Genomic DNA, 24,184 nt, shown 5'->3' on the forward strand with positions numbered 1-24,184 from the left:
AAATGAGGTTACCCCATGCTGAAGCTTTCCATGAAGGCGCTGGTCTGCGCCGTCTCACTCTCCGTGGCTGGCGTATTGCACGCCGCCGATTCCAGGCCGACCGCTCCTATCAGCATCAAATTCGCCCACGTAGTGGCGGATCACACGCCCAAAGGGCAGGGCGCGCTGCTGTTCAAGAAGCTCGCCGAAGAGCGCCTGCCGGGGCGTGTGAAGGTCGAGGTGTACCCCAACTCGTCGCTGTTCGGTGACGGCAAGGAAATGGAAGCGTTGCTGCTTGGCGACGTGCAGTTGCTGGCGCCATCGCTGGCCAAGTTCGAGCATTACGCCAAGCCAATCCAGATCTATGACCTGCCATTTCTGTTCGACAACATGGCGGCGGTCGACCGCTTCCAGAGCAGCGAGCAGGGCAAGGCGCTGCTGACCAGCATGGAAGGCAAAGGCATTACCGGCCTGGCCTACTGGCACAACGGCCTGAAGCAACTGTCGGCCAACAAGGCAATGCGCGAACCCAAGGATGCCCGCGGGCTCAAGTTCCGCGTGCAGGCCTCTGCGGTACTCGACGAGCAGTTCAAGGCGCTGCGTGCGGCACCGCGCAAGATGAGCTTCGCCGAGGTCTACCAGGGCCTGCAGACCGGCGTGGTGAATGGCACCGAGAACACCTGGTCCAATTACTTCAGCCAGAAGGTGCATGAGGTGCAGCCGTTCTTCACCGAGTCCAACCATGGCTTGATCGACTACATGGTGATAACCAACACCAAGTTCTGGAACGGACTGCCGGCAGAGGTGCGTACCGAGCTGGACAAGATCATGGTCGAGGTCACCGCCGAGGTGAATCGCCAGGCCGATGAACTCAACAAGGAAGCCCGCGCCGCCATCGTCAAGGCGGGCACCAGCAAGATCATCGAGCTGACCCCTGAAGAGCGTGAGCAATGGCGCGAAGCCATGCGCCCGGTGTGGAAGAAGTTCGAAAGCGATATCGGCGCCGACCTGATCAAGGCAGCGGAGGCCGCCAACCAGGCCCAGTGATGGGGCGTTGAATCGCGCACAACGGAGGCCGCTTCCCTCGGGAGGTGGCCTTTGTTTTGATGGCGACGTTAATCACAAGCGAGGAGAGAGCATGAAGGTCAGCCAGGCTTTGCGTGAGCGTCGCAGCGTGCGCGCCTTTCTCGACCTGCAGGTACCGTTGGCGTTGCTGCGCGAGCTGCTGGAACAGGCGGCGCGGGCGCCGTCCAGTGGCAACCTGCAGCCCTGGCGAATCCATGTGCTGCAAGGTGATGCGCTGGCGCGTTTCGTCGCGGATATCGGCAGGCGGCTGGCGAGTGATCCAGAGCCCGATCTCGCCGATTACGCGGTGTATCCGCAGCCCCTGCAGGAGCCTTACCGCACCTCGCGGTTCGAGGTGGGCGAGCAGATGTACGCACTGCTAGGCATTGGCCGCGAGGACAAGCCCGGGCGCCTGGACTGGTTCGCCCGCAACTTTCGCTTCTTCGAGGCGCCTTGTGCGTTGTTCTTTTCCGTGGACCGTTGCATGGGGCCCGGGCAATGGGCCGATCTGGGTATGTATCAGCAGAGCCTGATGTTGCTGCTCAAGGAGCACGGCCTGGACAGCTGCCCGCAAGCCTGCTGGACACGCTATCACCACAGCGTCGAAGCGTTTCTGCAGATGCCGGCCGAGTACATGCTGCACTGCGCTATCGCCGTGGGCTATGCCGACCCCGAGGCGCCGGTCAATCGGCTGGCCAGCGAGCGCCTGCCCCTCGAGGCTTTCTGCACCTTTGTGGAATGAGGAGGGCCATTCGAATGCGCAACGGCGCAACTGAATCGCATCTACCATGATCCCGGGTGTCGCTTCGCTCGACGCCGGGCTACCTGACCGTAGCCTGGGTTGAGCCCGCGAAACCCAGGGCCGTCGCCCTTGTTGTAAGCCCTTCCAATAACCCCCCGTAACAACCGCGCCCCACAAATCCCCTGAACCCACCCAGCCTCCAGAAAGTCCTTTTAAAACCCCTAAACATTTCAAAGTATTTCTGAAATTGATAACAAGTATTACGAAATGTAATTGGGCTGATCGCTGCCTGGGCAGTAATCTGCATGGCATTCACTGCCTGGGCAGGTAATTGCGATGCGACATTTCGACCGGGAGCGTTTTTCGCTCCAGCACTCACCGGGTCACCTGATCGCCTTGATCAACCAGCTCAAGGACCGCCTGCTCGACCGCCATTTGCTGGACCACGGCGTCACGGCTGCGCAATTCAAGATCGTGCTGTTGATCAGCCAGGAGCGAGCCAGTAGCTCGGCTGATCTGGTGCGACTGCTCAGCCTCGACAGCGGGGCGATGACCCGCATGCTCGACCGCCTCGAGCAAAAGGGCCTGCTGACCCGCGAGCGCAGCGTTGCGGATCGCCGTCAGGTGCGCCTCACGCTCACCGAGGCCGGCAAGGCGCTTGGTGTGCAGGTGCCGCAGATCGCGGCAGACGCCACCAATGAACTGACGGGCTGCCTGAGCCCAGGCGAGCTCGACGAATTCCAGCGCCTGCTGAAAAAGATGCTGATGGCCGCCGATGCGTTGCCTTATATGCCAGGAGAATGATGAAGACCATGCCGTTGCGTACCCCCCTGTCCCTGATTTTCAGCGCGCTGTTGCTGGTCGCCTGTGCCTCGCAGGACGGCTTGCACACCGAAGGCCACACGCTGGATGCCACCAGCCTGAAAGGGCAGACCTTCACCGGCAACCTGTCGCCAGCCGCCTGGCCGGCCACCGATTGGTGGAACCGTCTCGGCGACCCCCAGCTCAACGCGCTGATCGACGAAGCCCTGCGCAGCAGCCCGGATCTCCAGGTTGCCGATGCCCGTGCCCGGCAGGCCAGTGCCGCGGTGCTGGCCGCCGACGCGCAGCGCCAGCCCACCCTGGATGCCAATGCCAATGTGACCCGCTCACGCTCCGCCCGGGTCGATGACCCCAGCGGGCAGGGCGGCCGCTACGGCACCTTGCGCACTCTGTCATTGGACGGCGGTTACCGCTTCGACCTGTGGGGTGGTGAGCGCGCTGCGTGGGAAGCGGCCCTGGGCCGTGCCCGTGCCAGTGAAGTGGATCGCCAGGGCGCACGCCTGACCCTGGCCGCCGAGGTGACCCGCGCCTACAACGATCTGGGCCTGACCTACGCCACCCAGGAGCTTGCCCGGCAGGATCTCAAGCGCAGCCGCGACATGCTCGGCCTGGCCCGCAGCCGGGTCGACGCCGGCCTGGACAGCGAATATCAACTGCAACAGACGCAGAGCCTGGAAGCCGCCGCCGAAGCCAGCCTGACCGCCGCCACTGGGCAGGTCGACAGCGCGCGCATTCGCCTGGCGGTGTTGCTCGGCCAGGGCCCGGATCGCGGCGCTACGCTGCCGCGGCCCCAGCTGATCGCCCCCACGGCGGTCAGCTTGCCGGCCAACGTGCCGGCCGAACTGCTCGGCCGTCGTCCCGACCTGGTCGCTGCGCGCTGGCGCGTCGAAGCGGCTACCCGGGACATCGATGCCAGCAAGGCCGACTTCTATCCCAACCTCAACCTGAGTGTTGCCGCGGGCAGCAAGTCGCTGCTCGGTGACGCCATGTTCGGTGGCGCCAGTCGCTTCTTCAGTGTTGGCCCGGCGCTCAGTCTGCCGATCTTCGATGGTGGCAGCCGCCGTGCCACCCTGGCCGGCCGCAATGCCGATTACGACGTGGCCGTGGCGCAGTACAACCAGACCCTGGTCGGCGCGCTGGGCGACATCGGCGATGGTATCAGCCGCATCCGTTCCCTCGAGCAGCAGATAGAACAGCAGCAACGGGCCCGCGATATCGCCCGCAGTTCGTACGACATCGCCATGCAACGCTACGCCGATGGCATCGGTAATTACCTCGACGCGTTGAGCGTCGAGCAGCAACTGCTGCAGAGCGAACGCCAGTTGGCCAATCTGCGTGCCGAGCGTATCGACGCCTCGGTGCTGCTGATGCAGGCCCTGGGTGGTGGCTTCGAAGCTACCGCTCCGTCATCCACTTCCGCACGCTGAGTCCTTGTCATGACCGAATCTCAAGCCAACGCCGCCAACCCGAATTCGGGCAAGCGCAAACGCCTGCTGTTGGGCCTGGGCGTCATCGTCGTGCTGTGCAGCGCGGCAATTTTCGCCTACCACGAGCTGTACGGCCGCTTCTATGAAGAAACCGACGACGCCTATGTCGGCGGCAACCTGGTGCAGATCACCCCGCAGATCACCGGCACCGTCACGCGCATCGCCGTGGATGACGGTGACTACGTCGAAGCCGGCCAGCCGCTGGTGTGGCTGGACCCGGCCGACACCGAAGTGGCCCAGCAGAGTGCAGAGGCCAACCTGGCCCGCACGGTCCGCCAGGTGCGCGGGCTGTACAGCAACGTCGACAGTTACAAGGCCCAGGTGGCATCGCGCAAGATCGATGTGCAACGCGCCAAGGCGGACTACCAGCGGCGCGTGACCCTGGCTCGCAACGGGGCGATTTCCCGCGAGGAACTGGCCCATGCGCAAGACACCCTGAGCAGTGCCCAGAGCGCACTGACCTCCGCCCAGCAGCAACTGGATACCAACCAGGCACTGGTCGACGACACCGTGATCGCCTCGCACCCGGATGTGAAAAGTGCCGCCGCGCAGCTGCGTCAGGCCTTTCTCAATCACGCCCGCAGCACCCTGGTAGCGCCGGTCAGCGGCTACGTGGCACAGCGCTCCGTGCAGGTCGGCAGCCGCATTCAACCCGGTGCCGCGCTGATGGCCGTGGTGCCGCTGCACGAGATCTGGATCGACGCCAACTTCAAGGAAACCCAGCTGCGCGAGATGCGCATCGGCCAGCCGGTGACCGTCGAGGCTGATCTGTATGGCGACGAGGTGACCTATCAGGGCCACGTCGAGAGCCTCGGCGTGGGTACCGGCAGTGCGTTCTCGCTGTTGCCGGCGCAGAACGCCAGCGGCAACTGGATCAAGATCGTGCAGCGCCTGCCCGTGCGCATTCGTCTCGACGAACAAGCGCTGCAGAGCCACCCGCTGCGTATCGGCCTGTCCACCGCGGTGACCGTCGACCTGCACGACCAGAGCGGCGCGCAGCTGTCCACGCAGATGCCGAGCGAGCCGCGTTTCACCACTGCCGTGTACGACGCGCCGCTGGTCGAGGCCGATGCGCTGATCGAACAGATCATCCACGCCAATGGCCCGACCCTCGGCCAGGCCAGCCGCTCGACGAAGCAGGGCTGACATGAGCGACGCCAACTTTCGCCCGGCGAGCATGTTGCTGGCCACCATCGGCATCTCCCTGGCGACCTTCATGCAGGTGCTCGACACCACCATCGCCAACGTCGCCCTGCCGACCATCTCCGGCAACCTGGGCGTCAGCTCGGAGCAGGGCACCTGGGTGATCACCTCGTTTGCCGTGTGCAACGCCATCGCCTTGCCGCTGACCGGCTGGCTGGCGCGGCGCTTCGGCGAGGTGAAGCTGTTTCTCGCCGCGGTGGTGCTGTTCGTGATCACCTCGTTCCTGTGTGGCATCGCCCGCTCGATGCCGGAATTGGTGGTGTTCCGTGCCCTGCAGGGGTTGGTCGCCGGGCCGCTGTATCCAATGGCGCAGACCCTGCTATTGGCGATCTTTCCCAGTGCCAAGCGCGGCATGGCCCTGGCGCTGCTGGCGATGGTCACGGTAGTGGCGCCGATCATCGGGCCGATTGCCGGCGGCTGGATCACCGACAGCTACAGCTGGCCGTGGATCTTCTTCATCAACGTGCCGATCGGCATCCTCGCCACCCTGGTGGTCTGGACGCAGATGCGCAACCGCCCGGAAACCACCCAGCACCAGCCCATCGACTACGTCGGGCTGATGTTGCTGGTGCTGGGCGTCGGCGTGCTGCAGGTGGTGCTCGACAAGGGCAACGACCTGGACTGGTTCGAATCGACCTTCATCCAGATCGGCACCGCCATCTCGGTGGTTTCCCTGGTGGCCCTGGTGATCTGGGAGCTGACCGACCAACACCCGATCATCAACCTGCGCCTGTTCATGTACCGCAACTTCACCTTTGGCACCCTGGCGCTGGTGTTGGGTTATTCGGGGTTCTTCGGCATCAACCTGCTGCTGCCGCAGTGGTTGCAGACCCAGTTGGGCTACACGCCGATCTGGGCCGGGCTGGCGGCGGCGCCGATCGGCATCCTGCCGTTGTTCCTGTCGCCGCTGGTGGGCAAGTACGCCCACAAGTTCGACCTGCGCCTGTTGGCGGGCGGCTCGTTCCTGGTGATCGGCGCCTCGTGTTTCATGCGTGCCTCGTTCAACACGGAAGTCGACTACCGGCACATCGCCGAAGTGCAGGTATTCATGGGGTTGGGCATCGCGCTGTTTTTCATGCCGACCACCAGTATTCTGCTCTCCAGCCTGCCGCCCAAGGACATTGCCGACGGCTCCGGCCTGGCGACCTTCCTGCGTGTGCTGGGCGGCAGCTTCGCTTCGTCGCTGACCACCTGGATCTGGCACCGCCGGGAGATTTACCACCACGCGCAACTGACCGAGCACGTCACCGCCTACGACCCGGCCACCCAGCAGTACCTGGAACACCTGGGCGGTGCCTCGCAAACGGCGTACCTGCAGGTCGACCGGGTGGTGGAAAGCCAGGCCTACATGCTCTCGACGGTGGATTACTTCACGATGATGGGCTGGTTGTTCCTCGGCCTGATCCTGATCATCTACCTGGCCAAACCGCCGTTCTCGGCCAAGGGTGCGGAAGCCGGCGGCGGGCATTGATGACTGACTGTTCGCGGACGTCCTGGTGACCCTGCCCAGGTAGCCCGGGTTGAACGAAGTGATACCCGGGGCTGGTTTCCTGGGTATCGCTGCGCTCAACCGCAGGCTACGGTCGTTCGATCAGGCGCCTGCTTCGCTCATCCATTTCGGTTTCGGGTAGCGACGATCCGACTTGCCGGCCTTGAGGATTGCGCCGGGTACGTCATGGCCGATCAGCTCGGGCAGTGTAGCGGCTGCTTCGAGCAGGGCGTCGAGGTTCACACCCGTCTCCAGGCCCATGCGCTGGAACATGTGCACCAGGTCCTCGGTGCATATATTGCCGCTGGCGCCTGGCGCATAGGGGCAGCCGCCCAGCCCACCGAGGGACGCGTCGAAACGGTCGATGCCGGCATTCAACGCTGCCAGCGCGTTGGCCAGGCCCATGCCGCGGGTGTTGTGGAAATGCGCGGTGAACACCGCCTCGGGCCAGCGTTGCAGTGATTCGCGGCAGATGCGTTCGACCTGCGCCGGATCGGCCATGCCGGTGGTGTCGCAGAGCGTAACGCCCTGCACGCCGAGTTCGAGCAGGCGCTGGGTCAGCTCGTGGACGCGTGCCTCGGGCACCGTGCCCTCGAAGGGGCAACCGAATGTTGTCGACAGCGAGGCATTGAGGAACACGCCGCTGCCTCGGCTGACCTCGATGATCTCGCGGAACTGCGCCAGCGACTGCTCCGGCGTCATGCGCAGGTTGGCCAGGCCGTGGGTATCGCTGGCCGACATCACCAGGTTGATCTCGTCCACCTGGCACGACAGCGCCCGTTCGCAGCCGCGCACGTTGGGCACCAGCACGGTGTATTCCACGCCCGGTACGCGCTTGATGCCGCGCATCACCTCTTCGGCATCACGCAGGTTGGGGATCGCCTTGGGCGAGGTGAACGAGGTGACTTCGATCTTTGCCAGGCCGGTCTGCGACAGTTGGTCGATCAGCGCGATCTTGTCTTCGGTCGGCACGAAGGCCGCTTCGATCTGGAAACCGTCACGGGTGGCGACGTCCTGAATATAGAGGCGTTTGGTCATGATTGGATTCCGTTTGAGCGCCAGTCTGGATAGCGCTCTGAGGGTTGTCGTTGCTCTTGCGCCTTGGTGGACACGCTTCGCGTTGTCCACCCTACGGCCCTGACAGCTGGGTAGGGTGGATGACGCTCTTTTCATCCACCACTGGTTTGCATAACGGTGGATGGGTGAAGCGTCATCCACCCTACGAATCTGATCTTCCACGCTGGAGCGTGGGAGCTATCTGCAATAGCTGCCTCAAATAATTCCGCGTTCGCGCAGGCCGCGAACCTGCTCGTCGCTCAGGCCCAAGCCGGCCAATACGTCATCGGTGTGTTCGCCCAGTTGCGGGCCACCTTCGCCGATGCGGCCCGGCGTGCGGCTGAGTTTGGGCAGCACGCCGGGAACCTTCAGTGGGCCGGCGCTGGTCTGTACCGTCTCGATCATCTGCCGCGCGAGGTAATGCGGGTCACCGACGATATCGGCGGCGGTGTAGGGATAACCGGCGGGCACGCGGGCGGCCTTGAGCGCCTCGATCACCTCGTCTCGGCCGCGTTGCGCCGTCCATTCACCGATGGCGGCATCGATCATCTCGGCGTGCTGGCTGCGACCGTCGTTCTGCGCCAGGCGCGGGTCGTCGGCCAGATCGGTACGGTCGATCAGGTTCATCAGGCGCTTGTAGATGCTGTCGCCATTGCCGGCGATCAACACGTAGCTGCCGTCATTGCACGGGTAGGAATTGGAGGGGGTAATGCCGGGCAGGGCGCTGCCGGCTGGTTCACGAACGTAGCCGAAGGCGTCGTATTCGGGCACCAGGCTTTCCATCATTGCGAACACCGATTCGTACAGTGCGACGTCGATCTGCTGGCCCTGGCCGCTGCGGTTGCGCTCCTGCAGGGCGAGCAGTACACCGATCACCCCGTACAGTGACGACAACGAGTCACCGATGCTTACGCCAACGCGCACCGGCGCCTGGCCAGGGTAGCCCGACAGGTGGCGCAGGCCGCCCATCGCTTCACCTATCACGCCGAAGCCCGGCAGGTCGCGGTAGGGGCCGGTCTGCCCGTAGCCGGAGATGCGCAGCATGATCAGTCGCGGGTTGATGCGGGACAGTTCATCCCAGCCCAGGCCCCATTCTTCCAAGGTGCCAGGGCGGAAGTTCTCCACCAGAATGTCGGCTTCGGCGACCAGGCGGCGGACGATGTCCTGGCCTTCGGCCTCCTTGAGGTTGAGGGTCAGCGACCGCTTGTTGCGTGACTGAACGTGCCACCAGAGTGACGTGCCGTCCTTGATCTTGCGCCATTTGCGCAGCGGGTCACCGATACCCGGCGGCTCGATCTTGATCACCTCGGCACCGAACTCGCCGAGCATCTTGCTGGCGAAGGGGCCGGCAATCAGCTGGCCCATTTCGATGACCTTGAGCCCGGCCAGGGCCATGGGTGCGGCAGTGAAGTTGGCAGACATGAGCTGAATTCCCGGTCACTTGGGTCGATGACGGCGAGCATCGCCCATGGCGGGCCTGGCGGCAATCAGTCAATCGGCAAGCCTGGCTTCGCGTCCTGCGAAGGCTTAAGGTGAGGCCGTCGCTCCCGCCTTTGCGCGGGGGTCGCCTGCCTTTCGCCAATCACGAAGCGGAGCCTGCCATGCGTGTGGATTTCCTGACCCTCAAACTATTCGTCGCCATTGCCGACGAGCGCAGCCTGACGCGCGCTGCCGAGCGCGAGCACCTGGCCCTGGCGGCGGTGAGCAAGCGCATCAGCGATCTGGAAGCGCATCTGCGCACGCCGTTGCTGTATCGCCAGCCAAAGGGCGTGGCGCTGACGCCGGCCGGCGATGCGCTGCTGCACCATGCGCGCAACCTGCTCGACAATATTCAGCACATGCAGGCCGATCTCAGCGAATTCAGTGAAGGCATCAATGGTCATGTGCGCATTCACGCCAACACCTCGGCGGTGATCGCCTTTCTGCCCGAGGACCTCAGCGCCTTCACGGCCCTGCATCCGCAGATCCGCATCGACCTGGAAGAACGGGTCAGCAGCGAGATCATCCATGCGGTGCGCGAGGGGCTGACCGACATCGGCATCTTCGCCGGCCACGTGCAGGCTGACGGCGTGCAGGTGTTCCCGTACCGCAGCGACCGCCTGGTACTGGTGGTGCCGAGCGAGCACCCGCTGGCGACACGCGATCGGGTCACGCTGCTGGATACCATCGGCTACGACTTCATCGGCCTGCAAAAGGAGGCCTCGCTGCACGCGCTGATCAGCGAGGCAGCGCAGCAGGTCGGCGCGCATTTACGGGTGCGCATCCAGGTGCGCAGCTTCGAGGCGATCTGCCGGATGATCCACACCGGCCTGGGCATCGGCATTCTGCCCGAGCAGGCGGTGCACACCTACCTGCCGAGCATGGCGGTGCGTGCGGTGGAAATCGAAGACCCCTGGGCGATTCGCGAGTTGAACATCTGCGTACGCCATTACGACAACCTGTCACTGATCGCGCGGCAGATGGTCGATCACCTTGCCTTCGGCAATGGCGAAGGCAGGCTTGGCCAATCAAGAATGTAGTCAGCCTCAAGGCTGCAGTAGAGTTCGTCGTGAACAAAGGCATCCGGACGGGCGTTGGCCCTCCGTACTAACAACAACAGGAGATCGCCTCATGTCCCGCGTCCTTCGTCGCAGCCTGTCCTGCGTGCTGCTGTCCACCGCCATGGCGTTCGGTGCCGCCGTGCACGCCGAAGAAATCGTCATCAAGTTCTCCCATGTCGCCTCTGATCAGACGCCCAAGGGGCAGGGCGCGTTGATGCTGCAAAAACTGGTCAAGGAACGCCTGGCCGGCAAGGCGCGGGTGGAGGTCTATCCGAACTCATCGCTGTTTGGCGATGGCAAGGAGATGGAAGCCCTGCTGCTCGGTGACGTGCAACTGCTGGCGCCGGCGCCGGTAAAACTGGAAAAGTACCAGCCGCGGGTACAGATCTTCGACCTGATGTTCCTGTTCGACAACGCAGCTGCGTCGCAGCGTTTCGAACAGTCGGCCAAGGGGCAGGAGCTGCTGCACAGTTTCGAGAACAACGGCATTCTGGGCCTGGCCTATTGGCTCAACGGCATGCGTCAGTTCACCGCGAACAAGCCGCTGCATGTACCAGGCGATGCCCGCGGCATGAAGTTCCGCGTGCAGCCATCGGACCTGCAGGCTGCACAGATCAGCGCATTGCGGGCGGTGCCACGCAAGATGGCCTTCGCCGAGATCTATCAGGGCCTGCAGACGGGGGTCATCAATGCCTCGGACAATCCCTGGTCGAACATCTACAGCCAGCGCCACTATGAAGTGCAGCAGTACATGATCGAATCCAACCATGCGGTCGGCAACTACATGCTGATCACCAATGCGAAGTTCTGGAACGGTTTGCCAGACGATGTTCGCGGTGAGCTCAAGGCCATCATCGACGAGGTCACCACCGAGGTGAACAAGCAGGCGCTGGCGCTGAACGAACGGGACAAGCAGCAGATTCTCGCCGACGGCAAGCGCGAGCTGATCGTGCTCACCGATGCTGAGCGCCAGCAGTGGCGCGAGGTGATGCGCCCGATATGGAAAGAGTACGAAGGCAAGATCGGCAGCGACCTGATCGAGGCCGCTCAGGCCGCCAACGCTGCCGGCCAGTAAGCAGAGCGCAAAGAGGAGGCTGGCATGCTCGACCACCTGGACCATCTGGTACTCACCGCCACCGACGCCGAGGCGGCCACGCACTTCTATACCAAGGTACTGGGCATGCGCCTGGAAACCTTCGGCAGTGGGCGCCGGGCGTTCTGTTTCGGCAACCAGAAGATCAACCTGCACGTGCGCGGCCAGGAGTTCGAGCCCAAGGCTCATCTACCGGTACCCGGTGCGCTGGACCTGTGCTTCATCGCCAGCCAGCCTCTGGATCAGGTGATCGCGCACCTGCAGCGTGTCGGCTGGCCGATCATCGAAGGGCCGGTGATGCGCACCGGCGCTACGGGGCCGATCCGTTCGGTGTACCTGCGCGACCCTGATTTGAACCTGATCGAAATCTCCGAGCAGGTGTGAGTTTTGCGATGTTTGAAGGCTGCTAGAAGGCGATAGGGGCCGTCGTAGGGTGGATGACGCTCTTTTCATCCACCATTGTGATCGGTGGACGGGTCGGGCCGCGTAGGTGAGGCGTCATCCACCCTACGACTGTGGGAGCGGGCCGTGCCCGCGAATAATCACGAGCATGGCCCGTTCCCACAATGAATCACCGAACGTCTGCTTCTGCCTTGATCTTGCCGATCCTGGCGCTTCGACAGCACTGAGCGCCGTCCGGCGTGAGCTATTCGCCAAGACCGAAGGCCGCGTTTACTAATCGTGAATATCTGCCCGCTAACGTCGGGAGTTAGAGTCGGCTTGCCAAAACAATTACAACAATCCTCTGGGAGACCGCTGATGACAGCCTTGCAGCGCCTGTGGAATCGCTTCGAAGAAGTCGCCATCGCTTTTCTTCTCGCCGCGATGACCCTGGTCACCTTCTCGTATGTGGTGTTCAACAACCTTTACGGCGTTTTCTACAGCCTGGGAGATTCCCTGCCGTTCGCCAACGATGCGATGTTCAGCATCGGCGACGGCATTCTCTATGTCGCTCAGGAAATGACCTGGAGCGTGGCCCTGACCAAGGCCATGTTCGGCTGGCTGATCTTTGTCGGCCTGGCCTGGGGTGTGCGCATCGGCGCGCACATCGGTGTCGACCTGCTGGTGCGCCAGTTCAACCCCGCCAACCAGCGTCTGATGGCCATCCTGGCGCTGATCATCTGCCTCGGCTACTGCGTGCTGATGGCCTATTCCAGCGAGCAGTGGGTGGCCGTGCTGTACAGCGTGGGCACCGGTGCCGAGGACCTGGACCGTTTCGGCATCCAGCAGTGGCACATCGTGATGATCGTGCCGATCGGCTTTTCCCTGATGTTCCTGCGATTCCTGGAAATCTTCATTCGCGTGCTGCAAGGCAAGCAACAAGGCCTGGGCCTGCACAGCGAAGTGGACGACGCCGTGAAGCTGGCTGAAACCGACAAGGCGGAGACCACCAAATGACTATTGTCTTCCTGTTCGTTGCGCTGTTCGTGCTGATGTTCATCGGCATTCCGGTGGCCATTTCCCTGGGGTTGTCCGGGGCCATGACCATCCTGTTCTTCAGCAACGACTCGGTGCGTTCGCTGGCGATCAAACTGTTCGAAACCAGCGAGCACTACACCCTGCTGGCGATTCCGTTCTTCCTGCTGTCCGGTGCGTTCATGACCAGCGGCGGCGTGGCTCGTCGTCTGATCGACTTCGCCAACGCCTGCGTCGGTCACATCAAGGGTGGCCTGGCCATCGCCGCGATCATGGCGTGCATGCTCTTCGCCGCCCTCAGCGGCTCGTCGCCGGCCACGGTGGCAGCGGTCGGTTCGATCGTCATCGCCGGCATGGTGCGCTCGGGCTACAAGCAGGACTTTGCCGCCGGTATCGTGTGTAACGCCGGTACCCTGGGCATCCTGATCCCGCCGTCGATCGTCATGGTGGTGTACGCCACCGCGACCGAAACCTCGGTGGGCAAGCTGTTCATGGCCGGTGTGGTGCCAGGCCTGCTGCTCGGCTTGGTGCTGATGGTGGTCATCTACATCATGGCCCGCGTGCAGAACATGCCGTCGCTGCCGCGCGCCTCGATGAAAGAGATCCTGGTGGCCGGACGCAAAGCCGGCTGGGGCCTGCTGCTGATCGTGATCATCCTTGGTGGCATCTACTCGGGCGCCTTCACACCGACCGAAGCCGCTGCGGTAGCCGCGGTGTACGCCGCGTTCGTGGCGATCTTCGTCTACAAGGACATGACCGTCCGCGAGTGCCCGAAGGTGATCATCGAGGCCGGCAAGCTGAGCGTGGTGCTGATGTTCATCATCGCCAACGCCATGCTGTTCGCCCACGTGCTGACCACCGAGCAGATCCCGCAGTCGATCACCGCCTGGGTAGTCGAGCAGGGCTTCAGCCCGATCGAGTTCCTGATCGTGGTGAACATCGTGCTGCTGATCGCCGGTACCTTCATGGAGCCGTCGGCGATCATCCTGATCCTGGCACCGATCCTCTTCCCGATCGCCATGCAGCTGGGCATCGACCCGATCCACCTGGGCATCATCATGGTGGTGAACATGGAAATCGGTTTGATCACCCCGCCGACCGGCCTCAACCTGTTCGTCACCTCGGCGGTCACCGGCATGCCACTGACCCGCGTGGTCCGCGCGGTGTCGCCGTGGCTGCTGGTGATGCTGGCGTTCCTGATGCTGGTGACCTACGTGCCGTTCGTGTCGCTGGCGCTGCCGAACTGGCTAGGCATGAGCTGAGGTAGCGAGGCTTCCTCGACCCGGCTTCGGCCGGGATTTCATACCCTGCCGTTTGCTGCGGGTGGGGTTTGCAGTGCGCTGAACAGCTCGTCCGCCGGCATCGGCAGGGCGAACAGATACCCTTGCAGGTAGCGTACGCCTCGCTGGCTCAGGTAGCGGCTCTGTTCATGGCTTTCCACGCCTTCGGCCACCAGGGGCAACTGCAGGCGAATGGACAGGTCGAGGATGTTGTCGAGCAGGTGGCGCGACAGCGCGTGGGAGTCGACCATGGCGATGAAGCTGCGGTCGATCTTCAGAAAGTCGACATGAAATTCGCGCAGGTAGGCGAGGCTCGAATGGCCGGTGCCAAAATCGTCGATGGCAATGCGTACGCCGAGCTGGCGCAGCTCGCTGAACAACCGACGGGTGACCTCGGTGGGGGTGATCATCTGCCGTTCGGTGAGCTCCAGAATCAGCACGATGTGTCCGGCAGGGAAGGCGGCGAGGAACTCGCGGCATTCCTCGACCAGTTGCAGGTCGTGGCAATGGGCGGCAGTGATATTGATGCTCAGGTGAAAGCCGGCGGGAATCTGCTCGACGCGTGCGGTGAAATCCTCGCGGATCCGGCGCATCAGTGCCCGGGTCATCGCTACGATCAGGCCGAGGCGCTCGGCCAGCGGGATGAACTGGTCCGGCGGCACCAGCCCCTCGCTCGGGTGCTGCCAGCGCATCAGCGTTTCGACGCCATGCCAGCGGCCATTCGCGGTATCCACCACGGGCTGGTAATAGGGTATGAACTCGGCAGCTTCCAGGGCGCGCTTGAGTTCGGTACCCGGTGACGTCGAGCGCAGGCCGAGGCGAAAGCTTCCGGCGCCCGCCAGCGCGCCAAGTATCACGAACAGCAGCCACTGCGGCTGATAGTGCGCCTGCATGTACTGCAGCGTGGCGCCTGGCGGGTAGCCGGCGAACACCTGGAAGGGGTAGCGCGAGGAGGCGGCCTCGACGGCGTATTCGGTTTTCGCGCCCCAGTTCGACGTGGTCACGGCGCCGCTGGCGGTGATCCAGTTTCCGCCCACCGCGATCTGCAGCGCGACCTCCTGGCCGTTGATGCGCAGCAGGTTGATCAGGTGCTGGCCGTCGATACCGATCAGTACCCCGTGGCCGGCTGCGGCCTGGCGATAGACCAGCACGGCGCGATCCGGTGTCACGGCGTTGCCGGCCATCAGGCGCAACTGGCCCTGGATGTAGGTCTCGGGGTCTTCCCGGTTGTCGTAGGGGCCCATCAGCGAGGTGCAGTAGATCACTCCGTCATGTACCAGGTTGGCCGACCGCGAGAACGGGCTGACCGCCACCTGGCTGCGCAGTGTCTGCTCGACGTCTGCACAGGGCTGCCCGGCGTAGCCGATCACCGCGCTGGCGGCCCGGGCGGCATCGTCGAGCATGACGTCCAGTTGCAGGCGGGCATCGCTCGCACTTCTTTGCGCGCGGCTTTCCAGCAGGCTTGCCGCCTGCCAATACATCAGCGGAAAGCCGAGCAGCAGGGGCAGTGCCGCCACGCTGAGCGAGGTGCACAGGCGCAGCGCCCGCCCGCGGGAGCGAAGGGTGGAAAAGGGCATGGAGGTCACTGGGTCCGGATCACGGTGGCGAGCTTAGCGAAAGTCGCACGACAAGAATGTCCGCTGCGTCTCGAATTGCTCGTGCGGGTCGGCATTGCGTCCGATTCTTCGGTTTGTGTTGCGCTCGACAGCGGGGCGCGAGCCGCGCTGCGGGCGGTAAGACCATGGTCGAATGGTTGTGGGCGGGGCGGATGGTTACAAATGAGCGTATAGAAGAACAACATCAATAACCGAGGTGATTCAATGAGTGCTGCGTCCCTGTATCCCGTGAGCCCCGAGGTGGCGGACAATTCATTGACCGACGAAGCCACCTACAAAGCCATGTACCAGCAGTCTGTGGTCAACCCGGACGGTTTCTGGCGTGAGCAGGCCCAGCGCCTCGACTGGATCAAGCCCTTCACCAAGGTCAAACAGACCTCGTTCGACGACCACCATGTCGACATCAAGTGGTTCGCCGACGGCACCCTCAACGTCTCCTACAACTGCCTGGATCGTCACCTGGCCGAGCGCGGCGATCAGATCGCGATCATCTGGGAAGGCGACGATCCGTCCGAGCACAAGGAAATTACCTACCGCCAGTTGCACGAGCAGGTGTGCAAGTTCGCCAACGCCCTGCGTGGGCAGGACGTGCACCGCGGCGACGTGGTGACCATCTACATGCCGATGATCCCGGAGGCCGTGGTCGCCATGCTGGCCTGCGCCCGTATTGGCGCGATCCACTCCGTGGTGTTCGGTGGCTTCTCGCCGGAGGCCCTGGCCGGGCGCATCATCGACTGCGCCTCGAAAGTCGTCATCACCGCCGATGAAGGCCTGCGGGGTGGCAAGAAGATTCCGCTCAAGGCCAACGTCGACGATGCCCTGACCAACCCCGAGACCCGCAGCATCCAGAAAGTCATCGTGGTCAAGCGCACAGGCTCCGAGATCAAGTGGAACCAGCACCGCGACATCTGGTTCGAGGACCTGATGAAAGTGGCCGGCAGCGTGTGCGCGCCGAAGGAAATGGGCGCCGAGGAAGCGCTGTTCATCCTTTACACCTCCGGCTCGACCGGCAAGCCCAAGGGCGTACTGCACACCACCGGTGGCTACCTGCTGTACGCCGCGCTGACCCACGAGCGGGTGTTCGACTACAAACCGGGCGAGATCTACTGGTGCACCGCCGACGTCGGCTGGGTGACCGGCCACAGCTACATCGTCTACGGCCCGCTGGCCAACGGCGCGACCACGCTGCTGTTCGAAGGCATTCCCAACTATCCGGACGTGACCCGCGTGTCGAAGATCATCGACAAGCACAAGGTCAATATCCTCTACACCGCGCCGACGGCGATCCGCGCCATGATGGCCCAGGGCACCGCCGCCGTCGAAGGCGCCGATGGCTCCAGCCTGCGCTTGCTCGGTTCGGTGGGTGAGCCGATCAACCCGGAAGCCTGGAACTGGTATTACGAGAAGGTCGGGCAGTCGCGCTGCCCGATCGTCGATACCTGGTGGCAGACCGAAACCGGCGGCTTCATGATCACCCCGCTGCCGGGCGCCACCGCGCTCAAGCCGGGCTCGGCGACCCGTCCGTTCTTCGGTGTGGTGCCGGCGCTGGTCGACAACCTGGGCAACATCATCGAGGGCGCTGCCGAAGGCAACCTGGTGATTCTCGATTCCTGGCCTGGCCAGTCGCGCAGCCTGTATGGCGACCACGACCGTTTCGTGGATACCTACTTCAAGACCTTCAAGGGCATGTACTTCACGGGTGACGGCGCGCGCCGCGACGAAGACGGCTACTGGTGGATCACCGGCCGTGTCGACGATGTGCTCAACGTCTCTGGCCACCGCATGGGCACCGCCGAAGTGGAAAGTGCCATGGTCGCCCATCCGAAGGTGGCCGAAGCCGCCGTGGTTGGCGTGCCGCACGACCTCAAGGGGCAGGGCATTTATGTCTACGTGACCCTGAACCAGGGGCAGGAGCCGTCCGAGCAGTTGCGCCAGGAACTCAAGGCCTGGGTGCGCAAGGAAATCGGCCCGATCGCGACACCGGACGTGATCCAGTGGGCGCCGGGGCTGCCGAAGACCCGCTCGGGCAAGATCATGCGGCGTATCCTGCGCAAGATCGCCACGGCCGAGTACGATTCCCTCGGAGATATCTCCACCCTGGCCGACCCGGGCGTGGTGCAGCACCTGATCGATACTCACAAGTCGATGCAAAGCGCCTGCGCCTGACTGTGCCGCGCCGTTGAAGCAAACGCCCCGGGCCGCTCTGCTGCCCGGGGCGTTTGCGTCTGTATCGCGCCCGTGTTCCGGAAGTTTTCGTTCTGTCAAGATGCCCGTGTCGGGCTCTTCTAGCATCTGTAATTAGTTGTCGCATCTGGGAAATATCGACCGCGACGCTATCGCTAGAATGCCGCACTTCCGTGCGCCGCCCGCAGCCCTGCGCTACGCTGGCGACGTCACTTCTCCATGGCCCGGCCTTACCGCTTGCGGCCAGTGAAACCCTATCCTTGTCAGGAGTTTCCTTCATGAAAAAGATCGCACTGCTCGGCGCGCTGGCATTATCCCTGCTGTCACCGCTGACCATGGCCCAGGAGGCCAAGGCGCTGCGTATCGGTATCGAAGCGGCTTACCCGCCGTTCGCCTACAAGACTCCCGACGGCAACATCACCGGCTTCGACTACGACATCGGTGTGGCCCTGTGTGAAGAAATGAAGGTCGAGTGCAAGTGGATCGAGCAGGAGTTCGACGGCCTGATCCCGGCCCTCAAGGTGCGCAAGTTCGACGCCGTGCTGTCTTCGATGTCGATCACCGAAGAGCGCAAGCGTGCCGTGGATTTCACCGGCAAGTACTACGCCACGCCCGCCAAGCTGGCAATGAAGAGCGGCGCGGTGATGAACGACGTTGCCACCGACCTCAAGGGCAAGAAGATCGGCGTGCAGCGTTCTTCCGTGTATGACCGCTACGCCACCGACGTGTTTGGCCCGGCGGGCGCCGAGATCGTGCGCTATGGCTCGCAGAATGAAGTGTTCCTGGACCTCAGTGCCGGTCGCCTGGATGGCACCATTGCCGATTCGGTCAACATCGACGACGGCTTCCTGAAGACCGATGCCGGCAAGGGCTTCGCCTTCGTGGGCCCGGATTTCACCGAGGAGAAGTACTTTGGCGAGGGTCAGGGTATCGCCGTGCGCAAGGGTGACAAGGCGCTGGCCGAGAAGATCAGCGCCGCCATCCTGGCGATCCGCGCCAATGGCACCTACAAGAGCATCCAGGACAAGTACTTCAGCTTCGACGTCTACGGCAAGTAACACCACGATCTGCCGCGTGTCGACCATGCAGCGTAAGGCAGGCTGGCTCGCCAGCCCGGTCGGCAAGCCGCTCGCGGTTAACGCACTTTAGTGCGGCCCCGAAGGGGCGAGCGAAGCGAGTAATGCGTAAACTCCGCTTCCTCGCCCGTTTTCGCGGGCAAGCCGAGCACTTGCATGGCTCCAGCTCGCGATATCGTGATTTCTTGTTGGAGGTGGCACACGCTGATCTACCGGCGTGTGCCACTTTTGCGTTGCATTTCCGGCGCCTGATGGCGCCCGCATGAGGTAAGCGGATGCTCAACGGCTACGGCTCGTCCATTCTCGATGGCGCCTGGCTCACCCTGATTCTGGCCCTGACCTCGATGGCGGTGGCGATCGTACTCGGGCTGATTGGCGCCGCGTTTCGCCTGTCGCCGGTGCGCTGGCTGGCGGTGCTGGGTGAAACCTATTCCACGGTGATTCGCGGCATTCCGGACCTGGTGCTGATCCTGCTGATCTTCTACGGTGGGCAGGACCTGGTGAACCGGGCCGCGCCGATGCTCGGCTACGACGACTACATCGACATCAACCCCTTCATCGCCGGGGTGTTCACCATGGGCTTCATCTTCGGGGCCTACCTGTCGGAGACCTTCCGAGGCGCCTTCATGGCCATTCCCAGGGGCCAGGCAGAGGCGGGTATGGCCTACGGCCTGAGCGGCCTGCAGGTGTTCCTGCGTATTCTGGTGCCGCAGATGATCCGCTTCGCCATTCCCGGCTTCACCAACAACTGGCTGGTGCTGACCAAGGCCACGGCGCTGATCTCCGTGGTCGGCCTGCAGGACATGATGTTCAAGGCCAAGAGCGCCGCCGACGCCACCCGCGAGCCGTTCACGTTCTACCTGGCCGTGGCCGGCCTGTACCTGCTGATCACCAGTGTCTCGCTGCTGGCCCTGCGTTATCTGGAAAAACGCTATTCGGCCGGCGTCAAGGCCGCCGAACTGTGAGGGGCGCGCAATGATCTTCGATTACACCGTGATCTGGGACAGCCTGCCGCTGTACCTTGGCGGCATGCTGGTGACCCTCGAGCTGCTGGCCATCGCGCTGTTCTTCGGCCTGCTGGTCGCCGTGCCCCTGGCGCTGATGCGCACCTCGCGCTCGCCGTGGGTCAACGGCCCGGCGTGGCTCTACACCTACGTGATCCGTGGCACGCCGATGCTGGTGCAGCTGTTTCTGGTCTATTACGGCCTGGCGCAGTTCGAGGCGGTGCGCGACAGCCTGCTGTGGCCGTACCTGTCCAACGCGACTTTCTGCGCCTGCCTGGCCTTCGCCATCAATACCAGCGCCTACAGCGCCGAAATCCTTGCTGGCAGCCTCAAGGCCACGCCCCATGGCGAGATCGAGGCGGCCAGGGCGATGGGCATGTCGCGAGCCAAGCTTTACCGGCGCATCCTGCTGCCCTCGGCGCTGCGCCGCGCGCTGCCGCAGTACAGCAACGAAGTGATCATGATGTTGCACACCACCAGCCTGGCGTCGATCGTCACCCTGATCGACATCACCGGCGCGGCGCGTACCGTCAGCTCCCAGTATTACCTGCCGTTCGAGGCGTTCATCACCGCGGGCCTGTTCTACCTGTGCCTGACCTTCGTCCTGGTGCGCCTGTTCAAGCTGGCCGAGCGCCGCTGGCTGGCCTATCTGGCACCGCGGCGTAGTTAGCAGGCTGTGTTTACAAGTAGCGGCACGACATCGCATTCAAGAGAGTGGAAAGCATGTACAAGCTCGAAGTGAAGGATCTGCACAAGCGCTACGGCAGCCACGAGGTGCTCAAGGGCGTGTCGTTGGCGGCCAGGGCGGGTGACGTGATCAGCATCATCGGCTCCAGTGGCTCCGGCAAGAGTACCTTCCTGCGCTGCATCAACCTGCTCGAACAGCCCCACGCCGGGCAGATCCTGCTCAATGGCGAAGCGCTCAAGCTGGTGCCCGGCAAGGACGGTGCACTGCGCGCTGCCGACCCCAGGCAACTGCAACGCCTGCGCTCGCGCCTGGCAATGGTGTTCCAGCACTTCAACCTGTGGTCGCACATGAACGTCCTGGAGAACGTCATGGAAGCGCCGGTGCACGTGCTCGGCATGGGCAAGGCCGAGGCACGCGACAAGGCCGAGCATTACCTGCACAAGGTCGGCGTGGCGCACCGCAAGGAGGCCTATCCGGCGCACATGTCCGGCGGCGAGCAGCAACGGGTGGCGATTGCCCGAGCCCTGGCCATGGAGCCGGAAGTGATGCTCTTCGACGAGCCCACCTCGGCGCTGGATCCGGAACTGGTCGGCGATGTGTTGAAGGTCATGCGTGATCTGGCCGAGGAGGGGCGTACCATGGTGGTGGTGACCCACGAGATGGGGTTTGCCCGCGAGGTTTCCAATCAATTGTTGTTCCTGCACCAGGGTCTGGTCGAGGAGCAGGGCGACCCGCGCGATGTGCTGGCCAATCCGCAATCGCAGCGCCTGCAGCAGTTCCTCAGCGGTAGTCTCAAGTAGTTGGCGTTATCATCCCTTACCCCTTACTGCCTCCAGAGCCCGACCTGCCCATCATGACTGCTCCCCGAATCGGCTTCCTGCTTTGGCCTTCCACCAAGCCCCTGACCCTGGCGCTGGCGGAAGAGGCGTTGAGTGTCGCCCAGCGCGTACACCCGGAAGTGGTCTACGAGGTGTCGTTCCTGCAGGCCGAGGAGCCGATGGAGGGTGCCTGGCGCCTGCCGGGCAGCCCCTGGGCCGGCGGCCTGGAGGGCTACCGCAAGCTGTTTCTGCTTGCCGACGAGCCACCGGCGACCGTCGCGCCGGCGTTGGCCGCCGCGCTCAAGCAAGTGGCGCGCAGTGGTTGCAGCGTGGGGGCGATTGCCGCAGGCGTTTATCCGCTGGCGCAGCTTGGCCTGCTCGACGGCTACCGAGCGGCCGTGCACTGGCGCTGGCAGGATGATTTCGCCGAGCGCTTTCCCAAGGTGATCGCCACCAGCCATCTGTTCGACTGGGACCGTGATCGTCTCACGGCCTGCGGCGGTATGGCGGTGATGGACATGCTGCTGGCCCTGCTGGCCCGTGACCACGGCGCCGAGCTGGCCGGTGCAGTATCCGAAGAGTTGGTGGTCGAGCGTATTCGTGAAGGCGGCGAGCGCCAGCGTATCCCACTGCAGAATCGGCTCGGCTCCAGCCATCCGAAGCTCACCCAGGCCGTGCTGTTGATGGAGGCCAATATCGAAGAGCCGCTGACCACCGACGAGATCGCCCAGCACGTGTGCGTGTCGCGGCGGCAGTTGGAGCGCATCTTCAAGCAGTATCTCAATCGCGTACCCAGCCAGTACTACCTCGAACTGCGCTTGAACAAGGCGCGGCAGCTGCTGATGCAGACCAGCAAATCGATCATTCAGATCGGCCTGTCCTGTGGTTTCTCCTCGGGTCCACATTTCTCCAGCGCCTACCGCAACTTCTTCGGCGCTACGCCGCGCGAGGATCGCAACCAGCGGCGCAACAACAACCCCTTCGAGCTGACCTCGGCACCGGCCGAGCGGGGTTGAGCAGATACCGCCTGGCCGAGGTTCCGGCCAGGCAGGGTGGCTGTCACGGCCTCAGTGGCTCCAGATGATGCCGATCAGCAGGTAGCACAGCATGGTCACCAGCACCACGCTGTAAATGTTGATCACGAAGCCCGCCTTGATCATCGACTGGATGCGCATCAGCCCGGTGCCGAACACCAATGCGTTGGGCGGCGTCGCCACCGGCATCATGAAGGCGCAACTGGCAATGATGGCCGCAGGGATGGCCAGCAGCTCCGGGGGGAGCCCCTGGGAAACCGCCAGGGCGCCTACCAGAGGCAGGAACGCCGCAGCCGTGGCGGTGTTGGAGGTGATCTCGGTCAGCATGTTGATGGTCAACACCACGACGCCGATGATCAGCACCAGGGGCAGAACGCCGATGCCTTGCAGACCTTCGCCGATCCAGCCCGCCAGCCCTGTGGAGGTGATGGTACTCGCCAGCGACAAACCGCCGCCGAACAGCAGCAGGATGCCCCATGGCACCTTGTTGGCTGTGTCCCAGTCCATCAGGAATACGCGCTTCGATCCATCCCGTTCTGCCGGAATCAGAAACAGCGCCATGGCACCGATCATGGCGATCAAAGTGTCGTCGAGAGCGGTGACATACTGCGACAGCAGCGGTTGGGTGACCCAGGCGATTGCGGTGCAGCCGAACACCAGGGCCACGCGCTTTTCACCCGCCGACCAGCTGCCGAGTTCGTCGAGCTCCTGGCGCAGCATCGCGCGGCTATCGCCGCCCTCCAGCTGAAAGCCGCCGCGGGTCAGCCACCACCAGGTGAACAGCAGCATGCAGCTCGACACCGGTACGCCGATGAGCATCCATTGACCAAAGCCGATATGCACATCGTGGTTCTCGCGCAGGTAGGCGGCGAGCAGCGCATTGGGCGGCGTGCCGATCAGCGTGGCAATGCCGCCGATACTGGCTGCGTAGGCGATACCCAGCAGCAGCGCGGTCGCGAAGCGTTCATGCTCGCGCTCGTCGCCCTGCTGGGTGAGCATGGCGATGACCGAGAGGCCGATTGGCAGCATCATGATGGCGGTTGCGGTATTGCTGACCCACATGGCCACCAGTGCCGTGGCCAGCATGAAACCACCGACCTGCCGCGCTGGCTGGTTGCCGACGGCTATCAGCGTGCGCAGGGCCAGGCGCTTGTGCAGATTCCAGCGCTGCATGCCGAGCCCCAGCAGGAAACCGCCGAGGAACAGGAAGATGGTCGGGTTGGCATAGGGAGAGGTAGCCTGCTGAACGGTACCGATGCCGAGCAGCGGGATCATGGGGATAGGCAGCAGGGCGGTAGCAGGGATGGGAATGGCTTCGGTTGCCCACCAGGTGGCCATCAGGCCAATGAGGCCGGCGGTCAGCCAGGCCTCCTGGCTGAGGCCGGCGGGTGGCTCGCTGACGACGCAGGCAAGCAGTAAAAGAGGCCCGAGGAACAGGCCGATACGTGCGGCGACGAGTGCGCCATTGGTTTGTTTTATTTTGCTCATTGTTTTGTTCTCGTTCCTTCAGATTCGGGGAGAACTATGCCCGCTGGCGCTCTATCAGGGGCTTCGCAGCTGTTTCAGCAGGTTTCCCAATGACTGCCTGGCGG

At 63.6% G+C, this 24,184-nt stretch carries 21 protein-coding genes; 17 read left to right on the forward strand and 4 right to left on the reverse strand.

The window, feature by feature from the left end; translation table 11 throughout:
- Positions 1-15: 15 nt before the first annotated feature.
- From ACZ0AV_RS23305 to ACZ0AV_RS23330, 6 genes are all read left to right on the forward strand, one after another.
- Positions 16-1,026: a TRAP transporter substrate-binding protein gene (locus tag ACZ0AV_RS23305; RefSeq protein ID WP_499153203.1), complete on the forward strand. Its 1,011-nt coding sequence runs from the start codon at positions 16-18 to the stop codon at positions 1,024-1,026.
- Between the two features lie 91 nt (positions 1,027-1,117).
- Complete coding sequence (locus tag ACZ0AV_RS23310; protein ID WP_499153204.1) at positions 1,118-1,786, forward strand: nitroreductase; 669 nt, start codon at positions 1,118-1,120, stop codon at positions 1,784-1,786.
- A gap of 336 nt (positions 1,787-2,122) precedes the next feature.
- Positions 2,123-2,590, forward strand: coding sequence for a MarR family winged helix-turn-helix transcriptional regulator (locus ACZ0AV_RS23315; RefSeq protein WP_499153205.1), 468 nt, complete (start codon positions 2,123-2,125; stop codon positions 2,588-2,590).
- The gene (locus ACZ0AV_RS23320) at positions 2,590-4,035 is read left to right on the forward strand and encodes an efflux transporter outer membrane subunit (RefSeq protein ID WP_499153206.1); all 1,446 of its coding nucleotides are present in this window, start codon (positions 2,590-2,592) and stop codon (positions 4,033-4,035) included. The genes ACZ0AV_RS23315 and ACZ0AV_RS23320 overlap by 1 nt, the downstream gene beginning before the upstream one ends.
- 9 nt (positions 4,036-4,044) lie before the next feature.
- Positions 4,045-5,241: an HlyD family secretion protein gene (locus tag ACZ0AV_RS23325; protein WP_499153207.1), complete on the forward strand. Its 1,197-nt coding sequence runs from the start codon at positions 4,045-4,047 to the stop codon at positions 5,239-5,241.
- 1 nt (position 5,242) lies between these two features.
- Positions 5,243-6,769, forward strand: coding sequence for a DHA2 family efflux MFS transporter permease subunit (locus ACZ0AV_RS23330; protein ID WP_499153208.1), 1,527 nt, complete (start codon positions 5,243-5,245; stop codon positions 6,767-6,769).
- Between the two features lie 120 nt (positions 6,770-6,889).
- Here the strand turns inward: ACZ0AV_RS23330 and ACZ0AV_RS23335 are convergent, their stop codons facing one another.
- Both ACZ0AV_RS23335 and ACZ0AV_RS23340 read right to left on the reverse strand, forming a co-directional pair.
- The gene (locus ACZ0AV_RS23335; protein WP_499153209.1) at positions 6,890-7,825 is read right to left on the reverse strand and encodes a hydroxymethylglutaryl-CoA lyase; all 936 of its coding nucleotides are present in this window, start codon (positions 7,823-7,825) and stop codon (positions 6,890-6,892) included.
- Between the two features lie 234 nt (positions 7,826-8,059).
- Positions 8,060-9,265: a CaiB/BaiF CoA transferase family protein gene (locus ACZ0AV_RS23340; protein ID WP_499153210.1), complete on the reverse strand. Its 1,206-nt coding sequence runs from the start codon at positions 9,263-9,265 to the stop codon at positions 8,060-8,062.
- Positions 9,266-9,444: 179 nt separating this feature from the next.
- Between ACZ0AV_RS23340 and ACZ0AV_RS23345 the strand changes: the two genes are divergently transcribed.
- The 5 genes from ACZ0AV_RS23345 to dctM all read left to right on the forward strand — a co-directional run bounded on the left by ACZ0AV_RS23345 (position 9,445) and on the right by dctM (position 14,154).
- The gene (locus ACZ0AV_RS23345) at positions 9,445-10,362 is read left to right on the forward strand and encodes a LysR family transcriptional regulator (RefSeq protein ID WP_499153211.1); all 918 of its coding nucleotides are present in this window, start codon (positions 9,445-9,447) and stop codon (positions 10,360-10,362) included.
- Positions 10,363-10,453: 91 nt separating this feature from the next.
- Positions 10,454-11,458, forward strand: coding sequence for a DctP family TRAP transporter solute-binding subunit (locus ACZ0AV_RS23350; protein WP_499153212.1), 1,005 nt, complete (start codon positions 10,454-10,456; stop codon positions 11,456-11,458).
- Between the two features lie 24 nt (positions 11,459-11,482).
- Positions 11,483-11,860, forward strand: a complete 378-nt coding sequence (locus tag ACZ0AV_RS23355) for a VOC family protein (protein ID WP_499153213.1) — start codon at positions 11,483-11,485, stop codon at positions 11,858-11,860.
- 375 nt (positions 11,861-12,235) lie between these two features.
- Positions 12,236-12,874 (forward strand): TRAP transporter small permease, encoded by a 639-nt coding sequence (locus tag ACZ0AV_RS23360; RefSeq protein WP_499153214.1) that lies wholly within the window; start codon positions 12,236-12,238, stop codon positions 12,872-12,874.
- Positions 12,871-14,154, forward strand: a complete 1,284-nt coding sequence (gene dctM / locus ACZ0AV_RS23365; protein ID WP_499153215.1) for a C4-dicarboxylate TRAP transporter large permease protein DctM — start codon at positions 12,871-12,873, stop codon at positions 14,152-14,154. The genes ACZ0AV_RS23360 and dctM overlap by 4 nt, the downstream gene beginning before the upstream one ends.
- A gap of 38 nt (positions 14,155-14,192) precedes the next feature.
- Here the strand turns inward: dctM and ACZ0AV_RS23370 are convergent, their stop codons facing one another.
- A complete protein-coding gene (locus ACZ0AV_RS23370) occupies positions 14,193-15,749 on the reverse strand; it encodes an EAL domain-containing protein (protein WP_499153216.1) in 1,557 nt (518 codons plus the stop codon).
- Between the two features lie 243 nt (positions 15,750-15,992).
- Between ACZ0AV_RS23370 and acs the strand changes: the two genes are divergently transcribed.
- The 6 genes from acs (at position 15,993) to argR (ending at position 22,574) form a co-directional block, all read left to right on the forward strand.
- On the forward strand, positions 15,993-17,954 hold the full coding sequence (gene acs / locus ACZ0AV_RS23375; protein WP_499153217.1) for an acetate--CoA ligase: 1,962 nt from the start codon (positions 15,993-15,995) through the stop codon (positions 17,952-17,954).
- Positions 17,955-18,250: 296 nt separating this feature from the next.
- A complete protein-coding gene (locus ACZ0AV_RS23380) occupies positions 18,251-19,030 on the forward strand; it encodes an ABC transporter substrate-binding protein (RefSeq protein WP_499153218.1) in 780 nt (259 codons plus the stop codon).
- A 293-nt stretch (positions 19,031-19,323) separates the two neighbouring features.
- Positions 19,324-20,013: an ABC transporter permease gene (locus ACZ0AV_RS23385; RefSeq protein WP_499153219.1), complete on the forward strand. Its 690-nt coding sequence runs from the start codon at positions 19,324-19,326 to the stop codon at positions 20,011-20,013.
- A gap of 10 nt (positions 20,014-20,023) precedes the next feature.
- Positions 20,024-20,722 (forward strand): ABC transporter permease, encoded by a 699-nt coding sequence (locus ACZ0AV_RS23390; protein WP_499153220.1) that lies wholly within the window; start codon positions 20,024-20,026, stop codon positions 20,720-20,722.
- A gap of 53 nt (positions 20,723-20,775) precedes the next feature.
- Entirely contained in the window at positions 20,776-21,540 is a 765-nt protein-coding gene (locus ACZ0AV_RS23395; RefSeq protein ID WP_499153221.1) for an ABC transporter ATP-binding protein, read from the forward strand.
- Between the two features lie 53 nt (positions 21,541-21,593).
- The gene (gene argR / locus ACZ0AV_RS23400) at positions 21,594-22,574 is read left to right on the forward strand and encodes a transcriptional regulator ArgR (RefSeq protein WP_499153222.1); all 981 of its coding nucleotides are present in this window, start codon (positions 21,594-21,596) and stop codon (positions 22,572-22,574) included.
- A gap of 51 nt (positions 22,575-22,625) precedes the next feature.
- Here the strand turns inward: argR and ACZ0AV_RS23405 are convergent, their stop codons facing one another.
- A complete protein-coding gene (locus ACZ0AV_RS23405) occupies positions 22,626-24,080 on the reverse strand; it encodes an SLC13 family permease (protein WP_499153223.1) in 1,455 nt (484 codons plus the stop codon).
- Between the last annotated feature and the right edge of the window lie 104 nt (positions 24,081-24,184).

The sequence above is a fragment of the Pseudomonas sp. AC532 genome (assembly GCF_979258965.1).

What these genes read in the sequence shown, in the direction of transcription:
- ACZ0AV_RS23305 (WP_499153203.1), top strand. Translation starts at nt 16, where the DNA reads ATGCTGAAGCTTTCCATGAAGGCGCTGGTCTGCGCCGTCTCACTCTCC.
- ACZ0AV_RS23310 (WP_499153204.1), top strand. Translation starts at nt 1,118, where the DNA reads ATGAAGGTCAGCCAGGCTTTGCGTGAGCGTCGCAGCGTGCGCGCCTTT.
- ACZ0AV_RS23315 (WP_499153205.1), top strand. Translation starts at nt 2,123, where the DNA reads ATGCGACATTTCGACCGGGAGCGTTTTTCGCTCCAGCACTCACCGGGT.
- ACZ0AV_RS23320 (WP_499153206.1), top strand. Translation starts at nt 2,590, where the DNA reads ATGAAGACCATGCCGTTGCGTACCCCCCTGTCCCTGATTTTCAGCGCG.
- ACZ0AV_RS23325 (WP_499153207.1), top strand. Translation starts at nt 4,045, where the DNA reads ATGACCGAATCTCAAGCCAACGCCGCCAACCCGAATTCGGGCAAGCGC.
- ACZ0AV_RS23330 (WP_499153208.1), top strand. Translation starts at nt 5,243, where the DNA reads ATGAGCGACGCCAACTTTCGCCCGGCGAGCATGTTGCTGGCCACCATC.
- ACZ0AV_RS23335 (WP_499153209.1), bottom strand. Translation starts at nt 7,825, where the DNA reads ATGACCAAACGCCTCTATATTCAGGACGTCGCCACCCGTGACGGTTTC.
- ACZ0AV_RS23340 (WP_499153210.1), bottom strand. Translation starts at nt 9,265, where the DNA reads ATGTCTGCCAACTTCACTGCCGCACCCATGGCCCTGGCCGGGCTCAAG.
- ACZ0AV_RS23345 (WP_499153211.1), top strand. Translation starts at nt 9,445, where the DNA reads ATGCGTGTGGATTTCCTGACCCTCAAACTATTCGTCGCCATTGCCGAC.
- ACZ0AV_RS23350 (WP_499153212.1), top strand. Translation starts at nt 10,454, where the DNA reads ATGTCCCGCGTCCTTCGTCGCAGCCTGTCCTGCGTGCTGCTGTCCACC.
- ACZ0AV_RS23355 (WP_499153213.1), top strand. Translation starts at nt 11,483, where the DNA reads ATGCTCGACCACCTGGACCATCTGGTACTCACCGCCACCGACGCCGAG.
- ACZ0AV_RS23360 (WP_499153214.1), top strand. Translation starts at nt 12,236, where the DNA reads ATGACAGCCTTGCAGCGCCTGTGGAATCGCTTCGAAGAAGTCGCCATC.
- dctM (WP_499153215.1), top strand. Translation starts at nt 12,871, where the DNA reads ATGACTATTGTCTTCCTGTTCGTTGCGCTGTTCGTGCTGATGTTCATC.
- ACZ0AV_RS23370 (WP_499153216.1), bottom strand. Translation starts at nt 15,749, where the DNA reads ATGCCCTTTTCCACCCTTCGCTCCCGCGGGCGGGCGCTGCGCCTGTGC.
- acs (WP_499153217.1), top strand. Translation starts at nt 15,993, where the DNA reads ATGAGTGCTGCGTCCCTGTATCCCGTGAGCCCCGAGGTGGCGGACAAT.
- ACZ0AV_RS23380 (WP_499153218.1), top strand. Translation starts at nt 18,251, where the DNA reads ATGAAAAAGATCGCACTGCTCGGCGCGCTGGCATTATCCCTGCTGTCA.
- ACZ0AV_RS23385 (WP_499153219.1), top strand. Translation starts at nt 19,324, where the DNA reads ATGCTCAACGGCTACGGCTCGTCCATTCTCGATGGCGCCTGGCTCACC.
- ACZ0AV_RS23390 (WP_499153220.1), top strand. Translation starts at nt 20,024, where the DNA reads ATGATCTTCGATTACACCGTGATCTGGGACAGCCTGCCGCTGTACCTT.
- ACZ0AV_RS23395 (WP_499153221.1), top strand. Translation starts at nt 20,776, where the DNA reads ATGTACAAGCTCGAAGTGAAGGATCTGCACAAGCGCTACGGCAGCCAC.
- argR (WP_499153222.1), top strand. Translation starts at nt 21,594, where the DNA reads ATGACTGCTCCCCGAATCGGCTTCCTGCTTTGGCCTTCCACCAAGCCC.
- ACZ0AV_RS23405 (WP_499153223.1), bottom strand. Translation starts at nt 24,080, where the DNA reads ATGAGCAAAATAAAACAAACCAATGGCGCACTCGTCGCCGCACGTATC.